We start from the raw sequence: 14,702 nt of genomic DNA, 5'->3' as shown, positions 1-14,702 counted from the left end.
GTCAGGCCTCGGCCCTGGCGCGCGCCCGCTGCCACCCGTACCCGACCCCCGCCAGAACCAGGATCATCCCGCCGGTCGAGTACAGCTGCACCCGCGTGTCCGGCTCCCGGGCCATCAGGACGAAGACCGCGGCCATGCCGGCCAGGGCGACCCAGGTCAGCCACGGGAACGCCCACATGCGCACGGCCAGCTTCTCGGGCGCCTCGCGCTCCAGGCGGCGACGCAGGCGCAGCTGAGAGACGGCGATGAAGATCCAGACGGCCAGGATCACCGCACCGATCATGTTCAGCAGCCAGGCGAAGACGTCGTTCGGCCGCCAGTAGCTCAGCAGCACGCACAGGAACCCGAACACCGAGGACGCCAGCACGGCGATCCGCGGCACCCCGCCCGAGACCCGGCCAAGAGCCTTCGGGCCCTGCCCACGCTCCACCAGCGAGTAGGCGATGCGGGAGGCACCGTAGATGTTGGCGTTCATCGCGGACAGCAGCGCGACCAGCACGACCACGTTCATCAGCTGACCGGCGCCCGGGATGCCGAGCTGGTCGAGGGCGGCGACGTACGGGCCCTTCTCGACGACCTCCTTGGAGTCCCAGGGGACGAGCGTGACGATGACGGCCATCGAGCCGATGTAGAACAGCGCGATGCGCCACATCGCCGTACGGACCGCGCTCGCGACGCCCTTCACGGGGTTCTCCGACTCGGCGGCCGCGATGGTGACCGTCTCCAGGCCGCCGTAGGCGAAGACCGAGGCGAGCAGGCCGATGACCAGGCCCTCACCGCCGTTGGGCAGGAAGTCGGTGAGGTGGCTCGCGCCCGGCGAGTCCGTGCCCGGCAGGACACCCGCGATCGCCAGGACGCCGAGCACCAGGAACAGGCTGATCGCGCCGACCTTCAGCGCCGCGAACCAGAACTCGAACTCGCCGAAGTTCTTCACGGCGGCCAGGTTCGTGCCGCAGAAGACGACCATGAACAGCGCCACCCACGCCCACTCCGGCGTACCCGGCAGCCAGCCACTGACGATCTTCGCGGCGCCGATGCCCTCCAGGCCGACGGCCGTGCAGAGCAGCACCCAGAAGGACCAGCCGGCGGTGAATCCCGCCCAGGGTCCGATCGCCCGCTCGGCGTGCGCCGAGAACGACCCCGACGACGGATACGCGGCCGACATCTCGCCGAGCATCCGCATCACCAGCATCACGAGGACACCGGACAGGGCGTAGGCGACCACGATCGACGGACCGGCCGCGGCGATACCGGCACCGGAGCCGACGAACAGACCGGCCCCGATCACCCCGCCGAGGGCGATCATCGACAGGTGGCGCTGCTTCAGGCCATGGGAGAGGGAGACGTCGTCCGCGCTGGGCGGCGTCCCCGTGGTGGTGCTGCTGGGCATGGGCGCGGCTCGTCCTATGCGTGAGAGGCGTACGAGGGCAAAACGCCGCCAGTCTCGGATGCCTCTCCGCCTGACGAAGAGGCATCCCACCATGTGGACGGTCCTGTCGCTCTGTGTGGCTAGGCGGCGACCGGCGTGTAATGCGAGGCGTCGCCCTCGATGGCGTAGCTCTCCTTGCCCTCGATGCCCACGGGGACGTCCCCGGCGACGGTCACCCGGTGCAGGCGCCGGGGCCGGCCGTCGTAGTTGTCGACGGCGTAGTGCTGGGTGATGCGGTTGTCGAACAGGACGAGCTGGTTCGGCGACCAGCGGTGGCGCAGGATGTTCTCCGGCCGGGTGACGTACGCCTGGAGCAGGTCGAGGATCTTGCGGGACTCGCCGGCCGACAGGCCCACGATCCGCTGGGCGAAACCGCCGATGAACAGCCCGCGCTCGCCGGTCAGCGGATGGACGCGGACCACCGGGTGGACCGTGCGGTACTTGATCGAGGTGAACTGGGCGCGCCGGGCGGACTGCTCCTCGTCGACGTCCTCCTCCGGGACGGCGTAGTCGTAGTCGTTGGTGTGCTCGGCCCACAGGCTGTCGGCGAGGCCGCGCAGCGACTCGGGCAGGTTGCGGTAGGCGGCCGCCGAGCTGGCGATCAGGGTCTCGCCGCCGTAGGGCGGGACGGTGATGCTGCGCAGGCTGGTGGCCTGCGGCGGGTTGAGGACGAAGGTGACGTCGGTGTGCCAGTGGTTGGCGGCCCGGCCGCCCTCGCTGTCGACGGGCAGCACGTTCGGGGCGCCGTCGACGGCGGACACCGTCGGGTGGGCGGTGGTGATGTCGCCGAAGTGGCGGACGAACGCCTGCTGGCCCGCGTCGTCCAGGCCCTCCGCGTCGAAGACCAGGGCCTTGTGGGCGTTGAGCGCCTCACGCAGGGCCGTGTAGGTCTCCTGGTCGAGGGGCTTGGTGATGTCCACGCCCTCGACGCGGGCGCCGATGTTCGCGGTGACCTTGTGGATCTCGATGGCCATGACGGGTTCCTTCCGGACGAGGGGGATCAGACGAGGGCGGGGGCGGTGACGTGCTGGTTGACGGGACGTGGGAGGCCGTAGCGCTCCCGCAGGGTGCGGCGGGCGCTGCCGTACTCGGTGCGGAGCAGTCCGCGGGCGCGCAGGATCGGGACGACGTGGTCGACGAAGGCCTCCAGGCCGGACGGCAGCACCGCGGGCATGATGTTGAAGCCGTCCGCGGCGCCCGACTCGAACCAGAGCTGGATCGTCTCGGCGACCTGCTCGGGCGTCCCGGCGAAGGTGAGATGCCCGCGGCCGCCGCCGAGCCGCCCGATCAGCTGCCGCACGGTGAGCCGGTCGCGCCGGGCCAGCCCCACGACGAGCGTGTAGCGGCTCTTGGCGCCCTCGATGGCGCTCTCCGGGGGCAGGTCGGAGGGGAGGGGGCCGTCCAGCTCCAGGGTGCCCGGGTCCAGGTGCAGCAGCCGCTCCAGGTGGCTGACGCCGTGCGCGTGCACGATGTGATCCTCCAGGACCCGCTCGTGTGCCCGCGCCTCGGCCTCCGTGGAGCCGATCACCGGGACGATGCCCGGCAGCACCTTGATGTGGTCGGCGTCCCGGCCTGCCGCTACGGTCCGGGCCTTGAGGTCGGCGTAGAAGGCCCGGGCGTCCTCGATGGTCTGCTGGGCGGTGAACACCGCCTCCGCGTACCGCGCGGCGAACCGCTTGCCGTCCTCGGAGGAGCCGGCCTGCACGAGCAGGGGGTAACCCTGGGGCGTGCGCGGCACGTTGAGCGCACCCTCGACGCTGAAGTAGCGGCCCTGGTGCCGGGGCGGGTGGATCTTCGCGTCGTCGCCCCACACGCCCGCCGCCTTGTCGGCGACGATCGCGTCGTCCTCCCAGCTGTCCCACAGCTTCAGCGCCACGTCGAGGAACTCGGCGGCCCGCGCGTACCGCTCGGCGTGCGCCGGCTCGGCGTCCAGACCGAAGTTGCGGGCGGCCTCGGCACCGGCGGTCGTGACGATGTTCCAGCCCGCACGGCCGCCGCTGAGGTGGTCCAGCGTGGCGAACTTCCGGGCCAGGTTGTACGGCGAGTTGTACGACGTGGAGGCCGTGGCGATCAGGCCGATGTGCTCGGTCGCCGTCGCCAGGGCGGTCAGCAGCGTGATCGGTTCCAGTGCCCCGGCGGGCCGCTGGCCGACACTGCTCCACAGTTGCGGGCCGTCGGCGAGGAACAGCGAGTCGAAGGTTCCGCGCTCGGCGATCCGGGCGAGCCGCACGTAGTGGGCCAGGTCCACATGCGCGTACGGGTCGCTCTCCGGCAGCCGCCACGATGCCTCGTGGTGACCGGTGTTCATCAGGAACGCGTTGAGGTGCAGCTGTCTGCGGGTCATCGGTGGTCCTCCGTGACACCGAGCGCGGCCAGCAGCCGCTCCCGGTACTCGCCGAGCAGGGGGTCGCGGTACGACCGCGGGTGCACGCGGTCGATGGTGAGGTCGAGGCCGATCCGGCCCTTCTCCAGGACGAGCACCCGGTCGGCGAGCACGATCGCCTCGTCCACGTCGTGGGTGACCAGCAGCACGGAGGGCCGGTGGCGCTCCCAGAGCTCCCGGAGCAGACCGTGCATCCGGATCCGGGTGAGCGCGTCCAGCGCCCCGAACGGCTCGTCGGCCAGCAGCAGTTCCGGCTCCCCTACGAGCGACCGGGCCAGGGCGGCGCGCTGGGCCTCACCGCCGGACAGCTGGCCCGGCCAGGCCCGCTCGCGGCCCTTCAGCCCCACCTCTTCCAGGGCTTCCCGGCCCTTGCGACCGGCGTCCTTGCCCTCCGCCCCGAGCAGCACGTTGTCGAGCACCCGCCGCCAGGGCAGCAGCCGGGAGTCCTGGAAGACCACCGACACCCGCTCGGGCGCGGTGAGCTGCCCGCTGCCGGTGACGCCGTGGTCGAGTCCGGCGATCGCCCGCAGCAGGGTGCTCTTGCCGGAGCCGCTGTGCCCGAGCAGGGCCGTCAGCTGTCCGGCGGGCAGATCGAGGTCGATGCCGTCGAGGACCGTGCGCCCGTCGAACGACCGGGTCAGGCCGCGCAGTTGGACGGCGGGCCGGGTCAGCTGCTCAGTGTGCGGCGCCATGACAGCACCCTCCGTTCGACGATACGGACCGCGCTGTCGGAGAGGAGGCCGAAGACGCCGTAGACGACCAGGCCGACGAGGATGACGTCCGTCTGGCCGTAGTTCTGCGCCTGGAACATCATGTAGCCGAGGCCGCTGGTGGCGTTGATCTGCTCCAGCACCACCAGGCCCAGCCAGGACCCGGTCACGCCGAGCCGCAGCCCGACGAAGAAGCCGGGCAGGGCACCGGGGACGACGACCTGCCGGATGAACTGGTACTTCGACAGGCCCTGGACCTCGGCGAGTTCCACGAAGCGGCTGTCGATGCCGGACAGCGCGGCGTGCGTGTTGAGGTAGATCGGGATGTAGACGACGATCGCGATGATGGCGATCTTGAAGGTCTCCCCGATGCCCAGCCACAGGATGAACAGCGGGATCAGACCGAGGGTGGGGATCGCCCGGTTGAGGTTGACCGTCCCGTCGATCAGGGCCTCACCGGTCCGGGTCAGCCCGGACGCCAGCGCCAGCAGGATCCCCACGGCCAGACCGATCGAGAAACCGGTGGCCGCGCGCTGCAACGACGTCAGGATGTCGTCCGGCAGCGTGCCCGCGGTCCACAGCCGGCTGCCCGTCTCCAGCACCGTCCACGGGGCCGGGATCGCGCCCGGGTCGAGCAGCCCGGCGGCGGAGGCGGCGCTCCACAACACGAGGACGGCCGCCGGCCCGACGAGCCGGGTGGCGGGCAGCCGCTTGCCGGGAGCCAGCCGCCGGCGCCTGCGCACCTGGTGCGTCCCCTCCACCGGGGTGAGCGCCGCGGGAACCTTCGCGGTCGTGTGCGTCGTCGTGGTCACGGCGGTCACCTCCGGTACTCCGCGGGCACGGCCTTGGCCGCGAGGGACTCGAAGCGGTGGTCGAAGAGCTCGGAGACGTCGAACTTCTTCACGAAGCCGCCCTCCGCGAGCAGATCGGCGGTCTCCTGCTCCCACCTGATGGCCTCGTCCCAGCGGGGCGGGAACAGCGGCTTGTTGGCCAACGCGGTGATGGCCTTCGCCTGGGGAAGCGTCAGGTTCTGCGTCCCGACGTAGAACTGCTTGTTCCACTCGTCGGGGTGCTCGTAGGTCCACACCTGGCCCTTCGCCCAGTACGGGATGTACGCGGCGATCGCGGCGGCCTTCGCCTTGTCGTTCAGCACCGAGACCGGCGCCCACAACAGGTTGAGCAGGTCCACCACGTCCGTGGTGATGGTGCGGGCCGACTTGTACTGCGCCAGATACGCGGGCGCCTGGGTGTTGGCGAGCGGGGCGATGTCCACCTGCCCGGACTGCAGGGCGGTGAGGAACTGGTTGCTGGTCAGCGGCACCAGCTCCACGTCGTCGTACGCCAGCCCGGCCTTCTTCAGCGCCCGCAGCAGGACGACGCCCTGTGCCTGGCCCTGGGAGAAGGCGAGCCGCTTGCCCTTGAAACCGGCGACCGTACGGATGTCGCTGCCCGGCTTGGTGGCGAAGAGGTAGTTGGGTTTCCGGGTGATGTTGATCGCCACGATCTTGGCGTCGAAGCCCTGATAGTGCGCCTGGATCGGCGGAATGCCCGCGTTGTTGGCGACCTCGAGGGACTTCGCGCGGAAGGCGTTGATGACATCGGGACCCGCGCCGATGTTCAGCCAGTTGGCCACCTTGAACGGCAGATCCCGGAACCCGGCCAGTTCGAACTGGAGTTGCTGCGCGTTCTGGTACGAGGCGATCTTCAGGCTCGTACCGGCGGGAACCTTGGAGGCGAGGGGAGCGTCGGAGGCCTCTTCGGCGGCGGCACTGCTGTCCGCGCAGCCGCTCAGTCCGGCCGCCGCGGCCGTCACGCCGAGCAGCGAGGTCAGGAACAGACGCCGGTCGAGACCGGGCAGGGGAGGAGAGGACATGGGAGGACTCCCTGGGTATGGAAGGCGGCGGCACGGCACGCGGAATTCCGGACAGGAAAAGCCGGGCAGGGGAATTCACGTGAATTTCACACGGGAAGAAGAAGGCGCTCCGTGAACGGGCGCCTGGGCGCGTCAACGGGTCAGCAACAGAGAGTGCGACAGCTCGTGAGCGGGGTCATGAACAGGATGTTCCTGGTCAACAGCCCGTCCTGTCAACATTCCGAGTTTCTGAATTAAATAGCCTCAGGTGACGCGGCCAGCGGATCCCGATAGAGAACGTCGAGCGCCACCGAACCGCCGGCCACAGCCAGTACGGAATCCGTGAAACTGATCGGTGAGACGGTCGCGGCACGATCCGCTCCGACCTCTTCCCGCAGCGCGGCGAGACAGTCCGCCCGGTGCATGGCCCCGATCTCCGTCACGACCACCCGCTCGGGGTTGAGTACGTCCTGCAGCAGCCCGACCGCACGGCCCACCCGCCGCGACCGCTCCCGCAGCAGCCGCCCGGCCACCGGGTCACCGGCCGCCGCGGCGGAGACCACATGCATCGGGTTCACCCCGTCGACGATCCCCGCCTCCCGGGCCAGCCGGCACAGCGTCCGCTCGCTCAGCTCCACCTGGAGGCAGCCCACCCGGCCGCACGCGCAGGGCTCCGTGCCGCCCGGCACCGGCAGATGGGCGATCGTCCCCGCCTGCGAGCGCGGTCCGTGGTGCACCTCGTCATGGGTGGCGAACGCCGAGTCGACCACATTGCCCGCGAACAGATGCAGCACACTGCGGCTGCCCCGCGCCCGCCCGAACAACCGCTCCGCGTTCACCAACGCCCGCGCGTGCCCGTCGACATGCACCGGCAGCCCGGTGCGCGCCCCGAGTACCTTGCGCACCTGCACCTCGCGCCAGCCGAGCAGTTGATGCTCCACGACGGTGCCCGAGTCCCGGTCCACCCAGCCGCCCGCCGCGAACCCGACCCCCAGCGCCCTGCTGCGGGGAGCCCCGGCGAGCAGCGCCGCCAGCGCGTGGGCGGCCCGGCCCAGCACCCGTGCGGGCTCGGTGCCCACGTGCTTCACCTCGCTGCGGGCCACCACCCGCCCACGCAGATCCAGCAACGCGACCGTGGTGTACGGCACCGCCACGTGCACGCCGCCCACCACGAACCGGGAGTCGTCCAGATCGACCGGCAGATGCGGCCGGCCCACGCCCTTGGAGCGCCGCAGCTCGGCGGACTCGCGGATGAGCCCCAACTCGGCGAAGCGGGCGCAGTAGTCGGTCACCGACGCCGGCGACAGGCCGGTCAGCCGGGCGATGGTGCTGCGCGCGACCGGCCCGTGCTCCAGCACGGACCGCAGGACGACGCTCGCGCTGGTGCGACGCCGGTCGCTGTCGGCGACACGGGGGATGGGGGACGTCAGAAGGGGAGCCGCGGTACGGGGCATGGGAATCTTCCTGGAGGCCGGTCCGACACTGCGCCGTTTCGATCGGCGAGCCGGATTCCTCCGCCTCGCCTCACCGAGGGCGGCGACAGGTGGCCGTGCCCTGGCGTCGCAGGTCGACGTAGCGACGCGACGAGAAGTACCGGGCCTGGGCAACCATGTCCGCGACGCTAGCAAAACGGCCCCGGGCTGCCCAGACGGCGACCGACGGGCGAGACGGCGCTGTCGGCGGCTTTGGCGGAAACCTACAGACGCCCCGATGTCCCGCTCCCGTGGCACACGGCACCCCATCACCGTGACCGGCATCACGCCGTACTCGCTGTAACCCGCATCCTTTGTTCGAAGCCGACCAACGGCCTGTCCGCGCCTTTGTCGAGCGCTGACGGTGATCGGGGCGAGGGCGCTGGGATAGCGTCACGGTGTCCCGACCGGCCCTCACTCTCGCGGAGTCCCCATGAGCACCGCTGCCGCCACACCCGCCAGCACCGGACAGGTCCTCGCCGACCTGCTCCCCTCCTCCAGAGTCCGGGACGCGGCCCTCGTGCTCGGCGGCGCCGCGCTCACCGGCCTCGCCGCCCAGATCTCCGTGCCCGTGCCGGGCTCTCCGGTCCCGGTGACCGGCCAGACGTTCGCCGCGCTGCTCGTCGGCACGTCCCTCGGCGCCGGCCGCGGCTTCCTCGCGCTCGCGCTGTACGCCCTGGCCGGCATCGCCGGTGTGCCGTGGTTCGCCGGCGCCTCCTCCGGTGTCGCGCCCTCCTTCGGCTACATCCTCGGCATGATCCTCGCCTCCACCGTCGTCGGCGCCCTGGCCCGCCGCGGCGCCGACCGCTCGGTGCTGCGCATGGCCGGCACGATGCTGGTGGGTGAGGCGATCATCTACGCCATCGGCGTGCCCTACCTGGCCCTCGCCACCGGCATGTCCGCCACCGCCGCGATCGCGGCCGGCCTCACGCCGTTCCTCATCGGCGACGCGCTGAAGGCGGCGCTGGCCATGGGCGCCCTGCCGACGGCCTGGAAGTTCGCGAACAAGCGCTGACACCGTAGGCGTTGCCGAGAGGCCCGCCGGGAGCACGATGCCCCCGGCGGGCCTCTCTGCGTACGCGGTGACGCAACAGACGGCCGATTCAGCCCTCCTGGGCCCCCGGCCGCCGCCGTTGCGACCACCACATTCCGGCCACGCCCGCCGCGAGCAGCGACGCGCCGGCCGCGCCCAGCGGCAGCAGATCACGGGCCGGACCGGTCTTCGGCAGTTCCTTGCCGCCCGGGCCCGCCGGTTCGTTGTCGGTGCCGAGCAGCAGGGGCGTGGCAGGGGCGTCCGGGGACGGGTTGCTCGTGCCGAACGGCACCGGGCCCTGCTGCCAGAACGTCTTCTTCCCGTCGCTCGTCTGCACGGGCAGGCAGATCTTCCCGGTTTTTCCGAGGTCGAACGTCGCGTCGACGGCGTACGACTTCGCCTTTCCGGCCGCGAGATTGTCGATCGGGCATGCGAATCCGCTGTTCGAACCCTCCGGAAGTCCCTTCTCGGGTATCGCCGAACACCCCTCGACACCCTTGACGACAAGCCCGTCGAAACCGACGACCAACAGCCTGATCTTCCCGCTGTCCTTGCTCCCCTCGTTCTTCACCGTGGCGGTAATCGCCGTCTTTTCGGAACTGTTGTCGACCGAGATCTTCCCGGGCAGCAGCGTGGTGAGCTTCACCCCCGCCGGTGCCTCGTCGACCGCCTTTCCCCCCTTGGCACTTGCGGGTCCTTCGTCCTCCGCGCCGGCCGTACCGGAAAGGATCATCACCGCCGAGAAAGATGCCATGACCAGCGATCCCGCGACCGCTGTCGTGTGACGAGAACTCATGTTCGTCCCCCCTTGCGTCCCCCTGGGCTGCGCCTGAATTCGCAGCACTGAAAGAGGTACCACAAGATTTCCCCGCACTATCCTGGTACGGCACGAAGTGTGACCGTTGTGTTTCACTGGAGTCGGTCACGGCGTCGTGGAGGGGGTGCAGCGAATTGCCGGGGAATGCGAACAGCGGCGGTGTTCCAGGGGCATTGGTGGCGGGACGCTATCGGTTGGTCGAGAGTATCGGCCAGGGGGGAATGGGGCGGGTGTGGCGAGCCGCCGACGAAATACTCGACCGGCCGGTCGCCGTCAAGGAAATGCGGATCGACGGACATGACGCGGAGGACAGCAGGACCCGCCGTGAACGCACCCTGCGCGAGGCCAGGGCCACAGCCCGGATCGACCACCCCAACGTCGTACGGGTCTACGACGTGGTCGACGAGGGCGAACGCCTGTGGATCGTCATGGAGTTGGTGGCGGGCCGCTCCCTCGAACGGATCCTCGCGGAGACAGGCCCGCTGAGCCCCGGCGGGACGGCCCGCATCGGACTCGGTCTGGTCGCGGCGCTGCGGCAGGTGCACGAACGGGGCGTACTGCACCGCGACATCAAGCCCGGAAACGTCCTCGTGGAGCACGCGGACGGCGTGGCCGGGTCCGGACGCGGCAACGGCACCGGTTCCGGCCGCGGAGGGCGGATCGTCCTCACGGACTTCGGGATCGCCGCGATCCAGGACGCCAAGGCGCTCACCATGGTCGGCATGCTCGTCGGCTCGCCCGACTACATGGCCCCGGAGCGCATCTCCGGCCGCCCCCAGGGCCCGCCGTCCGACATCTGGTCCCTCGGCGCGACCCTCTGCGCGGCCCTGGGCGGCCGCTCCCCGTTCTCCCGCGACACCACACTGGCGACCCTGCACGCGGTCCTGTACGAGGAGCCGGAACTGCCCGCCGCGTCGGGCCCGTTGCGGGACATCCTGACGTCCCTGCTGGCCAAGGACCCGTCGGCCCGCCCGGACCTGGAGGCTCTGCAGACGGCACTGGAGCCGGTGGCGTTCCCAACTCCGACGCCGACGGTGGCCGTGGGGGTGGGGGACTCGGAGCGGGAGCCGGGGACGAAGACTGCGGCGGGGGAGGGGACTGCGCCGCGCCGGGAGCCGGGGCCTGTGGCGGACGAGGAGTCCGCGCCGCGTCGGGAGCAGGGCTCTGTGGCGGCGGAGGAGTCTGCGTCGCGTCGGGCGCCGGAGTCCGCGGCGGGGGAGGGGGCTGCGTCGCGTCGGGAGCCGGAGCGTGTGGCGGGCGAGGAGCCCGCGCCCCGTCCGAAGCCCGCCCCCGGCCTCCCGACCACCCTCGGCGGACGACAAGCAGCCCCGGAGCCGCAGTCGCGGACACCCCTTCCCGCACCCGCGCCCGAATCACCCACTCCCGCCTACCTCCCCGCCCCCGGCTCACCCACGCCCGCCCACCTCCCCGCGCCCCCGGACCCCCGCAGCCCCGCCCCCGTCCGGGAGCCGCATCACCACCCACACCCCACACCCACGAAGACGCCCGCGACTTCTCAGGCCCCCGTCTCCCTCCCTCGCGCACAGGCACAGGCGGAGACCGAGTGCCGTCCCCACCCCACCCCCCTGCCGATGCCGCCGGGCGAACTCCCCGGGCCGGCCGTCCCGGCCACTCCCCGCCCGCACCCGCACCCCCGTCGCCGTCGCCGTACGGCGCTCACCGCCGCGGCGGCCACCCTCGCCACCGCCGGCACCGTCGCGGCGATCCTGCTGGCGACGTCATCCGGCTCACCCGGCGACGGCGACGAGACTCCCCGCGCGGGTTCCTCGGCGTCCGCGCCGGCCACCACCGGGGACACCACCGGCAACACCAGCCCCTCGGCCACCGTCGAGGGCACGGCCAGGCCGCAGACCCTCCCGCCCGGCACGCACCGGGAGGCCGGTGGGTTCGCCTGGGCGACACCCGACGGCTGGCGACGGGACGTGAAGACGGGCGCGGAGGTGCACTACACCTCCCCGGAAGGCTCCCAGGAGCTGGTCGGCAAGTCCTCCCTGGCCCGCGGCGACCTGCTGGAGACCTGGCAGACCTCGGAGCGCAACGCCCACCAGGGCCAGGACTACCGCAAGATCCGCCTGGAGGAGACGACGTTCCGCGGCCACCCGGCGGTGGTGTGGGAGTACACGTTCACGCTGAAGGGCGTCCACTGGCACGCCCGCCTGCTCGGCTTCAATGTGACGGGCAAGTCGTACCAGGTCAACACGTGGTACGAGGCCGGGATCGAGCAGGAGGCACTCGCCACCTACGAGAAGGTCAGGGACAGCTTCACGGTGCTGTAGGCCGCTTCAGGCAGGCGTGGGGAAACGAGAAGGGGCCCGCGGCGCGCGCGACAGCACGCACCACGGGCCCCCGTTCACGACGAACGGCGAGCGGCAGGAGGATCAGCCGGCCGACACCTCGTTGCGCTCCTCACCCTGGACCTGCGGGGCATCGGCGGCCGGACGCCCCCCGCGCACCCCCTTCTTCACGAAGGCGATGACGAGCACCACCGCCGCGACGAGCAGCGACAGCAGGATGGTCTGGCGCCCGTCGTGCTCGGTGTCGGTGAGCATGTAACCGAGGATGAACACGATCAGCGCGGCAGTCGCCCAGGTCAGGTACGGGTACAGCCACATCTTCACGACGAGCTTCTCGGGTGCCTCGGCCTTGATGATCTTCCGCATGCGCAGCTGGGAGAAGCAGATCACCAGCCACACGAACAGGGCGACCGCACCACTGGAGTTCACCAGGAACAGGAAGACCGAGTCCGGGAACTTGTAGTTGAAGAACACGGCCACGAAGCCGAAGGCGACCGACGCGAGGATCGCCGTGCGCGGCACGCCGTTGGAGGTCGTGCGGGCGAAGGCCTTCGGCGCGTCACCGCGCTGGCCGAGGGAGAAGGCCATGCGGGAGGCGGTGTAGAGACCGGAGTTCAGACAGGACAGCACCGAGGTCAGCACGATGAAGTTCATGATCTGACCGGCGTGCGCGATGCCGAGGGAGTCCAGCGCGGCGACGTAGGAGCCGTCCTTGGTGATGGACTTGCTGTCCCACGGCAGCAGGCACACGACGACGGCGATCGAGCCGAGGTAGAAGACGGCGACACGCCAGATGATGCTGTTGGTGGCCTTGGTGACGGCCTGCCGGGGGTTCTCGGACTCACCGGCGGCCAGGGTGGCGATCTCGCTGCCCATGAAGGAGAAGACGACGAGCAGCACACCGGTGAGGATGGCGCCGGCCCCGTTGGGCAGGAAGCCGCCGTGCGCGGTCAGGTTGCTCACCCCGGCCTGCTCACTGTCCACGCCGGGCAGCAGCCCGAACACGGCCAGTCCGCCGATGACGATGAACGCGGCGATGGCGACGACCTTGATGCCCGCGAACCAGAACTCGAACTCGCCGTAGGAGCCGACGGAGACCAGGTTGGTGGCGGTCAGCACCAGCATCACGATCAGGGCCCAGCCCCACTGGGGCACGGCCGGTATCCAGCCCTCCAGGATCACCGCACCGGCGGTCGCCTCGACCGCCAGCACGACGACCCAGAAGAACCAGTACAGCCAGCCGATGGAGAAACCGGCCCAGGACCCGAGGGCCCGGTCGGCGTGCGCGGAGAAGGAACCCGAGGTGGGGTTGGCGGCCGACATCTCACCGAGCATCCGCATCACCAGCACCACGAGCGTGCCGACGAGGGCGTACGACAGCAGGATGCCGGGTCCGGCGGTGGCGATACCGGAGCTGGACCCCACGAAGAGGCCGGCGCCGATGACACCGCCGATGGCGATCATCGAAAGATGCCGGTTCTTGAGCCCGGCCTGCAGCCCGGAGCCCTCGGCTCCGGGTTCTCCGGGCCCTCCGGGGTCGTTTCCGGTCTCGTTCAGAGTCGGCTGCGAGGTCATGGAACGGATTTCCTTTGCGCCGGGGAGCTGTACTTCCGTACGAACGCACGAGCCGCACGAACGGGGTGTTTCGCGGCATGGCGGTGTACGGGGGGGCTCGTACGAGCGGTGTACGAGCCGGTCCAGTGAATCGGAGGCGAACGGCTAGGAGAACCTCTGAATCCAGATTGTTACTTGAGGTTTTCCTGAGCTTCCGTAATGCGGCTCACATTCGCCCAGGGTTTTCATGAGCGCCACCCCGCGCGCCTTCCCCGAAACACCCGTGTCACACTCGTCCCATGCGCGTGTACCTCGGCTCGGACCATGCGGGCTACGAACTCAAGAACCACCTCGTCGAGTGGCTGAAGGCGGCGGGTCACGACCCCGTCGACTGCGGCCCGCACATCTACGACGCCCAGGACGACTACCCGCCCTTCTGCCTCCGCGCAGCGGAGCGCACGGCCGCGGACCCCGAGGCCCTCGGCGTCGTCATCGGCGGCTCGGGCAACGGCGAGCAGATCGCCGCGAACAAGGTCAAGGGCGTCCGTGCGGCCCTCGCCTGGAGTGAGGAGACGGCGTCCCTGGGCCGCCAGCACAACAACGCGAACGTCGTCGCGGTGGGCGCGCGCATGCACTCGCAGGACGAGGCGACGAAGTTCGTGGAGATCTTCCTCGGCACGCCGTTCTCGGGTGACGAACGCCACATTCGCCGGATCGACATGCTGTCGGCCTACGAAACGACCGGCGACCTCCCCCCGATCCCGCCGCACCACCCGCAGCAGTAACCCACCGGCCCCTGCGCCCCACCCCGGAGAGACCGGGCGGACGCTCCTGAGGGGGTGGCGAGGAAGCCCCTGAGGGGGTGGCGACGAAGCCCCTGAGGGGGGCGACGAAGCCCCCGAGGGGTGGGGACGAAGCCCGCGAGGGGTGGGGACGAAAGCCCCCGAGGGGGCCGCACTGATGCTCGACACGACAGTTGCCTCGGTAGGACCGTAGGCGTTGAACATCTTTCTGCCCGGAGCCCAGCGGGCCACCAATTCCGGCGGACCAGGTGGTAGCCGACGGGCGCGCCCTCGCCGGGACTTTGCCGGGCGAGAGTGAGTATCTCCGGATAGCTGGCGCGAGAGGCTGCTGCGG

Annotated in this window: 12 protein-coding genes; 3 read left to right on the top strand and 9 right to left on the bottom strand. The window is 70.7% G+C overall.

Annotated elements, in window-relative coordinates; translation table 11 throughout:
* Position 1: 1 nt before the first annotated feature.
* The 7 genes from ABT116_RS07595 to ABT116_RS07565 all read right to left on the bottom strand — a co-directional run bounded on the left by ABT116_RS07595 (position 2) and on the right by ABT116_RS07565 (position 7,828).
* A complete protein-coding gene (locus ABT116_RS07595) occupies positions 2 to 1,390 on the bottom strand; it encodes an amino acid permease (protein ID WP_351629221.1) in 1,389 nt (462 codons plus the stop codon).
* Positions 1,391 to 1,509: 119 nt separating this feature from the next.
* Positions 1,510 to 2,403, bottom strand: a complete 894-nt coding sequence (locus ABT116_RS07590) for a TauD/TfdA dioxygenase family protein (protein WP_351629219.1) — start codon at positions 2,401 to 2,403, stop codon at positions 1,510 to 1,512.
* A gap of 26 nt (positions 2,404 to 2,429) precedes the next feature.
* Positions 2,430 to 3,773 carry an LLM class flavin-dependent oxidoreductase gene (locus tag ABT116_RS07585; protein WP_351629217.1) on the bottom strand — a complete coding sequence of 448 codons (1,344 nt, stop codon included), beginning with the start codon at positions 3,771 to 3,773 and terminating at the stop codon, positions 2,430 to 2,432.
* A complete protein-coding gene (locus ABT116_RS07580) occupies positions 3,770 to 4,504 on the bottom strand; it encodes an ABC transporter ATP-binding protein (protein WP_351629214.1) in 735 nt (244 codons plus the stop codon). The genes ABT116_RS07585 and ABT116_RS07580 overlap by 4 nt, the downstream gene beginning before the upstream one ends.
* Positions 4,480 to 5,343, bottom strand: coding sequence for an ABC transporter permease (locus tag ABT116_RS07575; protein ID WP_502983836.1), 864 nt, complete (start codon positions 5,341 to 5,343; stop codon positions 4,480 to 4,482). Before ABT116_RS07575 ends, ABT116_RS07580 begins: the two co-directional genes overlap by 25 nt.
* On the bottom strand, positions 5,340 to 6,395 hold the full coding sequence (locus tag ABT116_RS07570) for an ABC transporter substrate-binding protein (RefSeq protein ID WP_351629211.1): 1,056 nt from the start codon (positions 6,393 to 6,395) through the stop codon (positions 5,340 to 5,342). Before ABT116_RS07570 ends, ABT116_RS07575 begins: the two co-directional genes overlap by 4 nt.
* A 233-nt stretch (positions 6,396 to 6,628) precedes the next feature.
* Positions 6,629 to 7,828, bottom strand: coding sequence for an ROK family protein (locus ABT116_RS07565; protein WP_351629209.1), 1,200 nt, complete (start codon positions 7,826 to 7,828; stop codon positions 6,629 to 6,631).
* Positions 7,829 to 8,279: 451 nt separating this feature from the next.
* On the opposite strand from ABT116_RS07565, the gene ABT116_RS07560 reads away from it, so the two are divergent.
* Positions 8,280 to 8,861, top strand: a complete 582-nt coding sequence (locus ABT116_RS07560; RefSeq protein ID WP_351629207.1) for a biotin transporter BioY — start codon at positions 8,280 to 8,282, stop codon at positions 8,859 to 8,861.
* An 88-nt stretch (positions 8,862 to 8,949) separates the two neighbouring features.
* Here the strand turns inward: ABT116_RS07560 and ABT116_RS07555 are convergent, their stop codons facing one another.
* A complete protein-coding gene (locus ABT116_RS07555; RefSeq protein WP_351629204.1) occupies positions 8,950 to 9,675 on the bottom strand; it encodes a hypothetical protein in 726 nt (241 codons plus the stop codon).
* A 215-nt stretch (positions 9,676 to 9,890) separates the two neighbouring features.
* On the opposite strand from ABT116_RS07555, the gene ABT116_RS07550 reads away from it, so the two are divergent.
* Positions 9,891 to 11,993 (top strand): serine/threonine-protein kinase, encoded by a 2,103-nt coding sequence (locus ABT116_RS07550; protein WP_351629201.1) that lies wholly within the window; start codon positions 9,891 to 9,893, stop codon positions 11,991 to 11,993.
* Positions 11,994 to 12,095: 102 nt separating this feature from the next.
* On the opposite strand, the gene ABT116_RS07545 is transcribed toward ABT116_RS07550, so the two are convergent.
* Positions 12,096 to 13,586 (bottom strand): amino acid permease, encoded by a 1,491-nt coding sequence (locus ABT116_RS07545; protein WP_351629199.1) that lies wholly within the window; start codon positions 13,584 to 13,586, stop codon positions 12,096 to 12,098.
* A gap of 278 nt (positions 13,587 to 13,864) precedes the next feature.
* Between ABT116_RS07545 and ABT116_RS07540 the strand changes: the two genes are divergently transcribed.
* On the top strand, positions 13,865 to 14,350 hold the full coding sequence (locus ABT116_RS07540) for a ribose-5-phosphate isomerase (RefSeq protein WP_351629196.1): 486 nt from the start codon (positions 13,865 to 13,867) through the stop codon (positions 14,348 to 14,350).
* Positions 14,351 to 14,702 lie beyond the last annotated feature (352 nt).

Source organism: Streptomyces sp. NPDC002130 (genome assembly GCF_040296465.1).
Classification (GTDB): Bacteria; Actinomycetota; Actinomycetes; order Streptomycetales; family Streptomycetaceae; genus Streptomyces.
Note: the sequence above shows the minus strand (reverse complement) of the source record. Positions and strands in the feature narration are given on the sequence as shown.

Excerpts from the sequence above, each read along its gene's own strand:
- ABT116_RS07580 (WP_351629214.1), bottom strand. The coding sequence starts at position 4,504 with ATGGCGCCGCACACTGAGCAGCTGACCCGGCCCGCCGTCCAACTGCGC.
- ABT116_RS07590 (WP_351629219.1), bottom strand. The coding sequence starts at position 2,403 with ATGGCCATCGAGATCCACAAGGTCACCGCGAACATCGGCGCCCGCGTC.
- ABT116_RS07545 (WP_351629199.1), bottom strand. The coding sequence starts at position 13,586 with ATGACCTCGCAGCCGACTCTGAACGAGACCGGAAACGACCCCGGAGGG.
- ABT116_RS07565 (WP_351629209.1), bottom strand. The coding sequence starts at position 7,828 with ATGCCCCGTACCGCGGCTCCCCTTCTGACGTCCCCCATCCCCCGTGTC.
- ABT116_RS07585 (WP_351629217.1), bottom strand. The coding sequence starts at position 3,773 with ATGACCCGCAGACAGCTGCACCTCAACGCGTTCCTGATGAACACCGGT.
- ABT116_RS07570 (WP_351629211.1), bottom strand. The coding sequence starts at position 6,395 with ATGTCCTCTCCTCCCCTGCCCGGTCTCGACCGGCGTCTGTTCCTGACC.
- ABT116_RS07540 (WP_351629196.1), top strand. The coding sequence starts at position 13,865 with ATGCGCGTGTACCTCGGCTCGGACCATGCGGGCTACGAACTCAAGAAC.
- ABT116_RS07560 (WP_351629207.1), top strand. The coding sequence starts at position 8,280 with ATGAGCACCGCTGCCGCCACACCCGCCAGCACCGGACAGGTCCTCGCC.
- ABT116_RS07555 (WP_351629204.1), bottom strand. The coding sequence starts at position 9,675 with ATGAGTTCTCGTCACACGACAGCGGTCGCGGGATCGCTGGTCATGGCA.
- ABT116_RS07595 (WP_351629221.1), bottom strand. The coding sequence starts at position 1,390 with ATGCCCAGCAGCACCACCACGGGGACGCCGCCCAGCGCGGACGACGTC.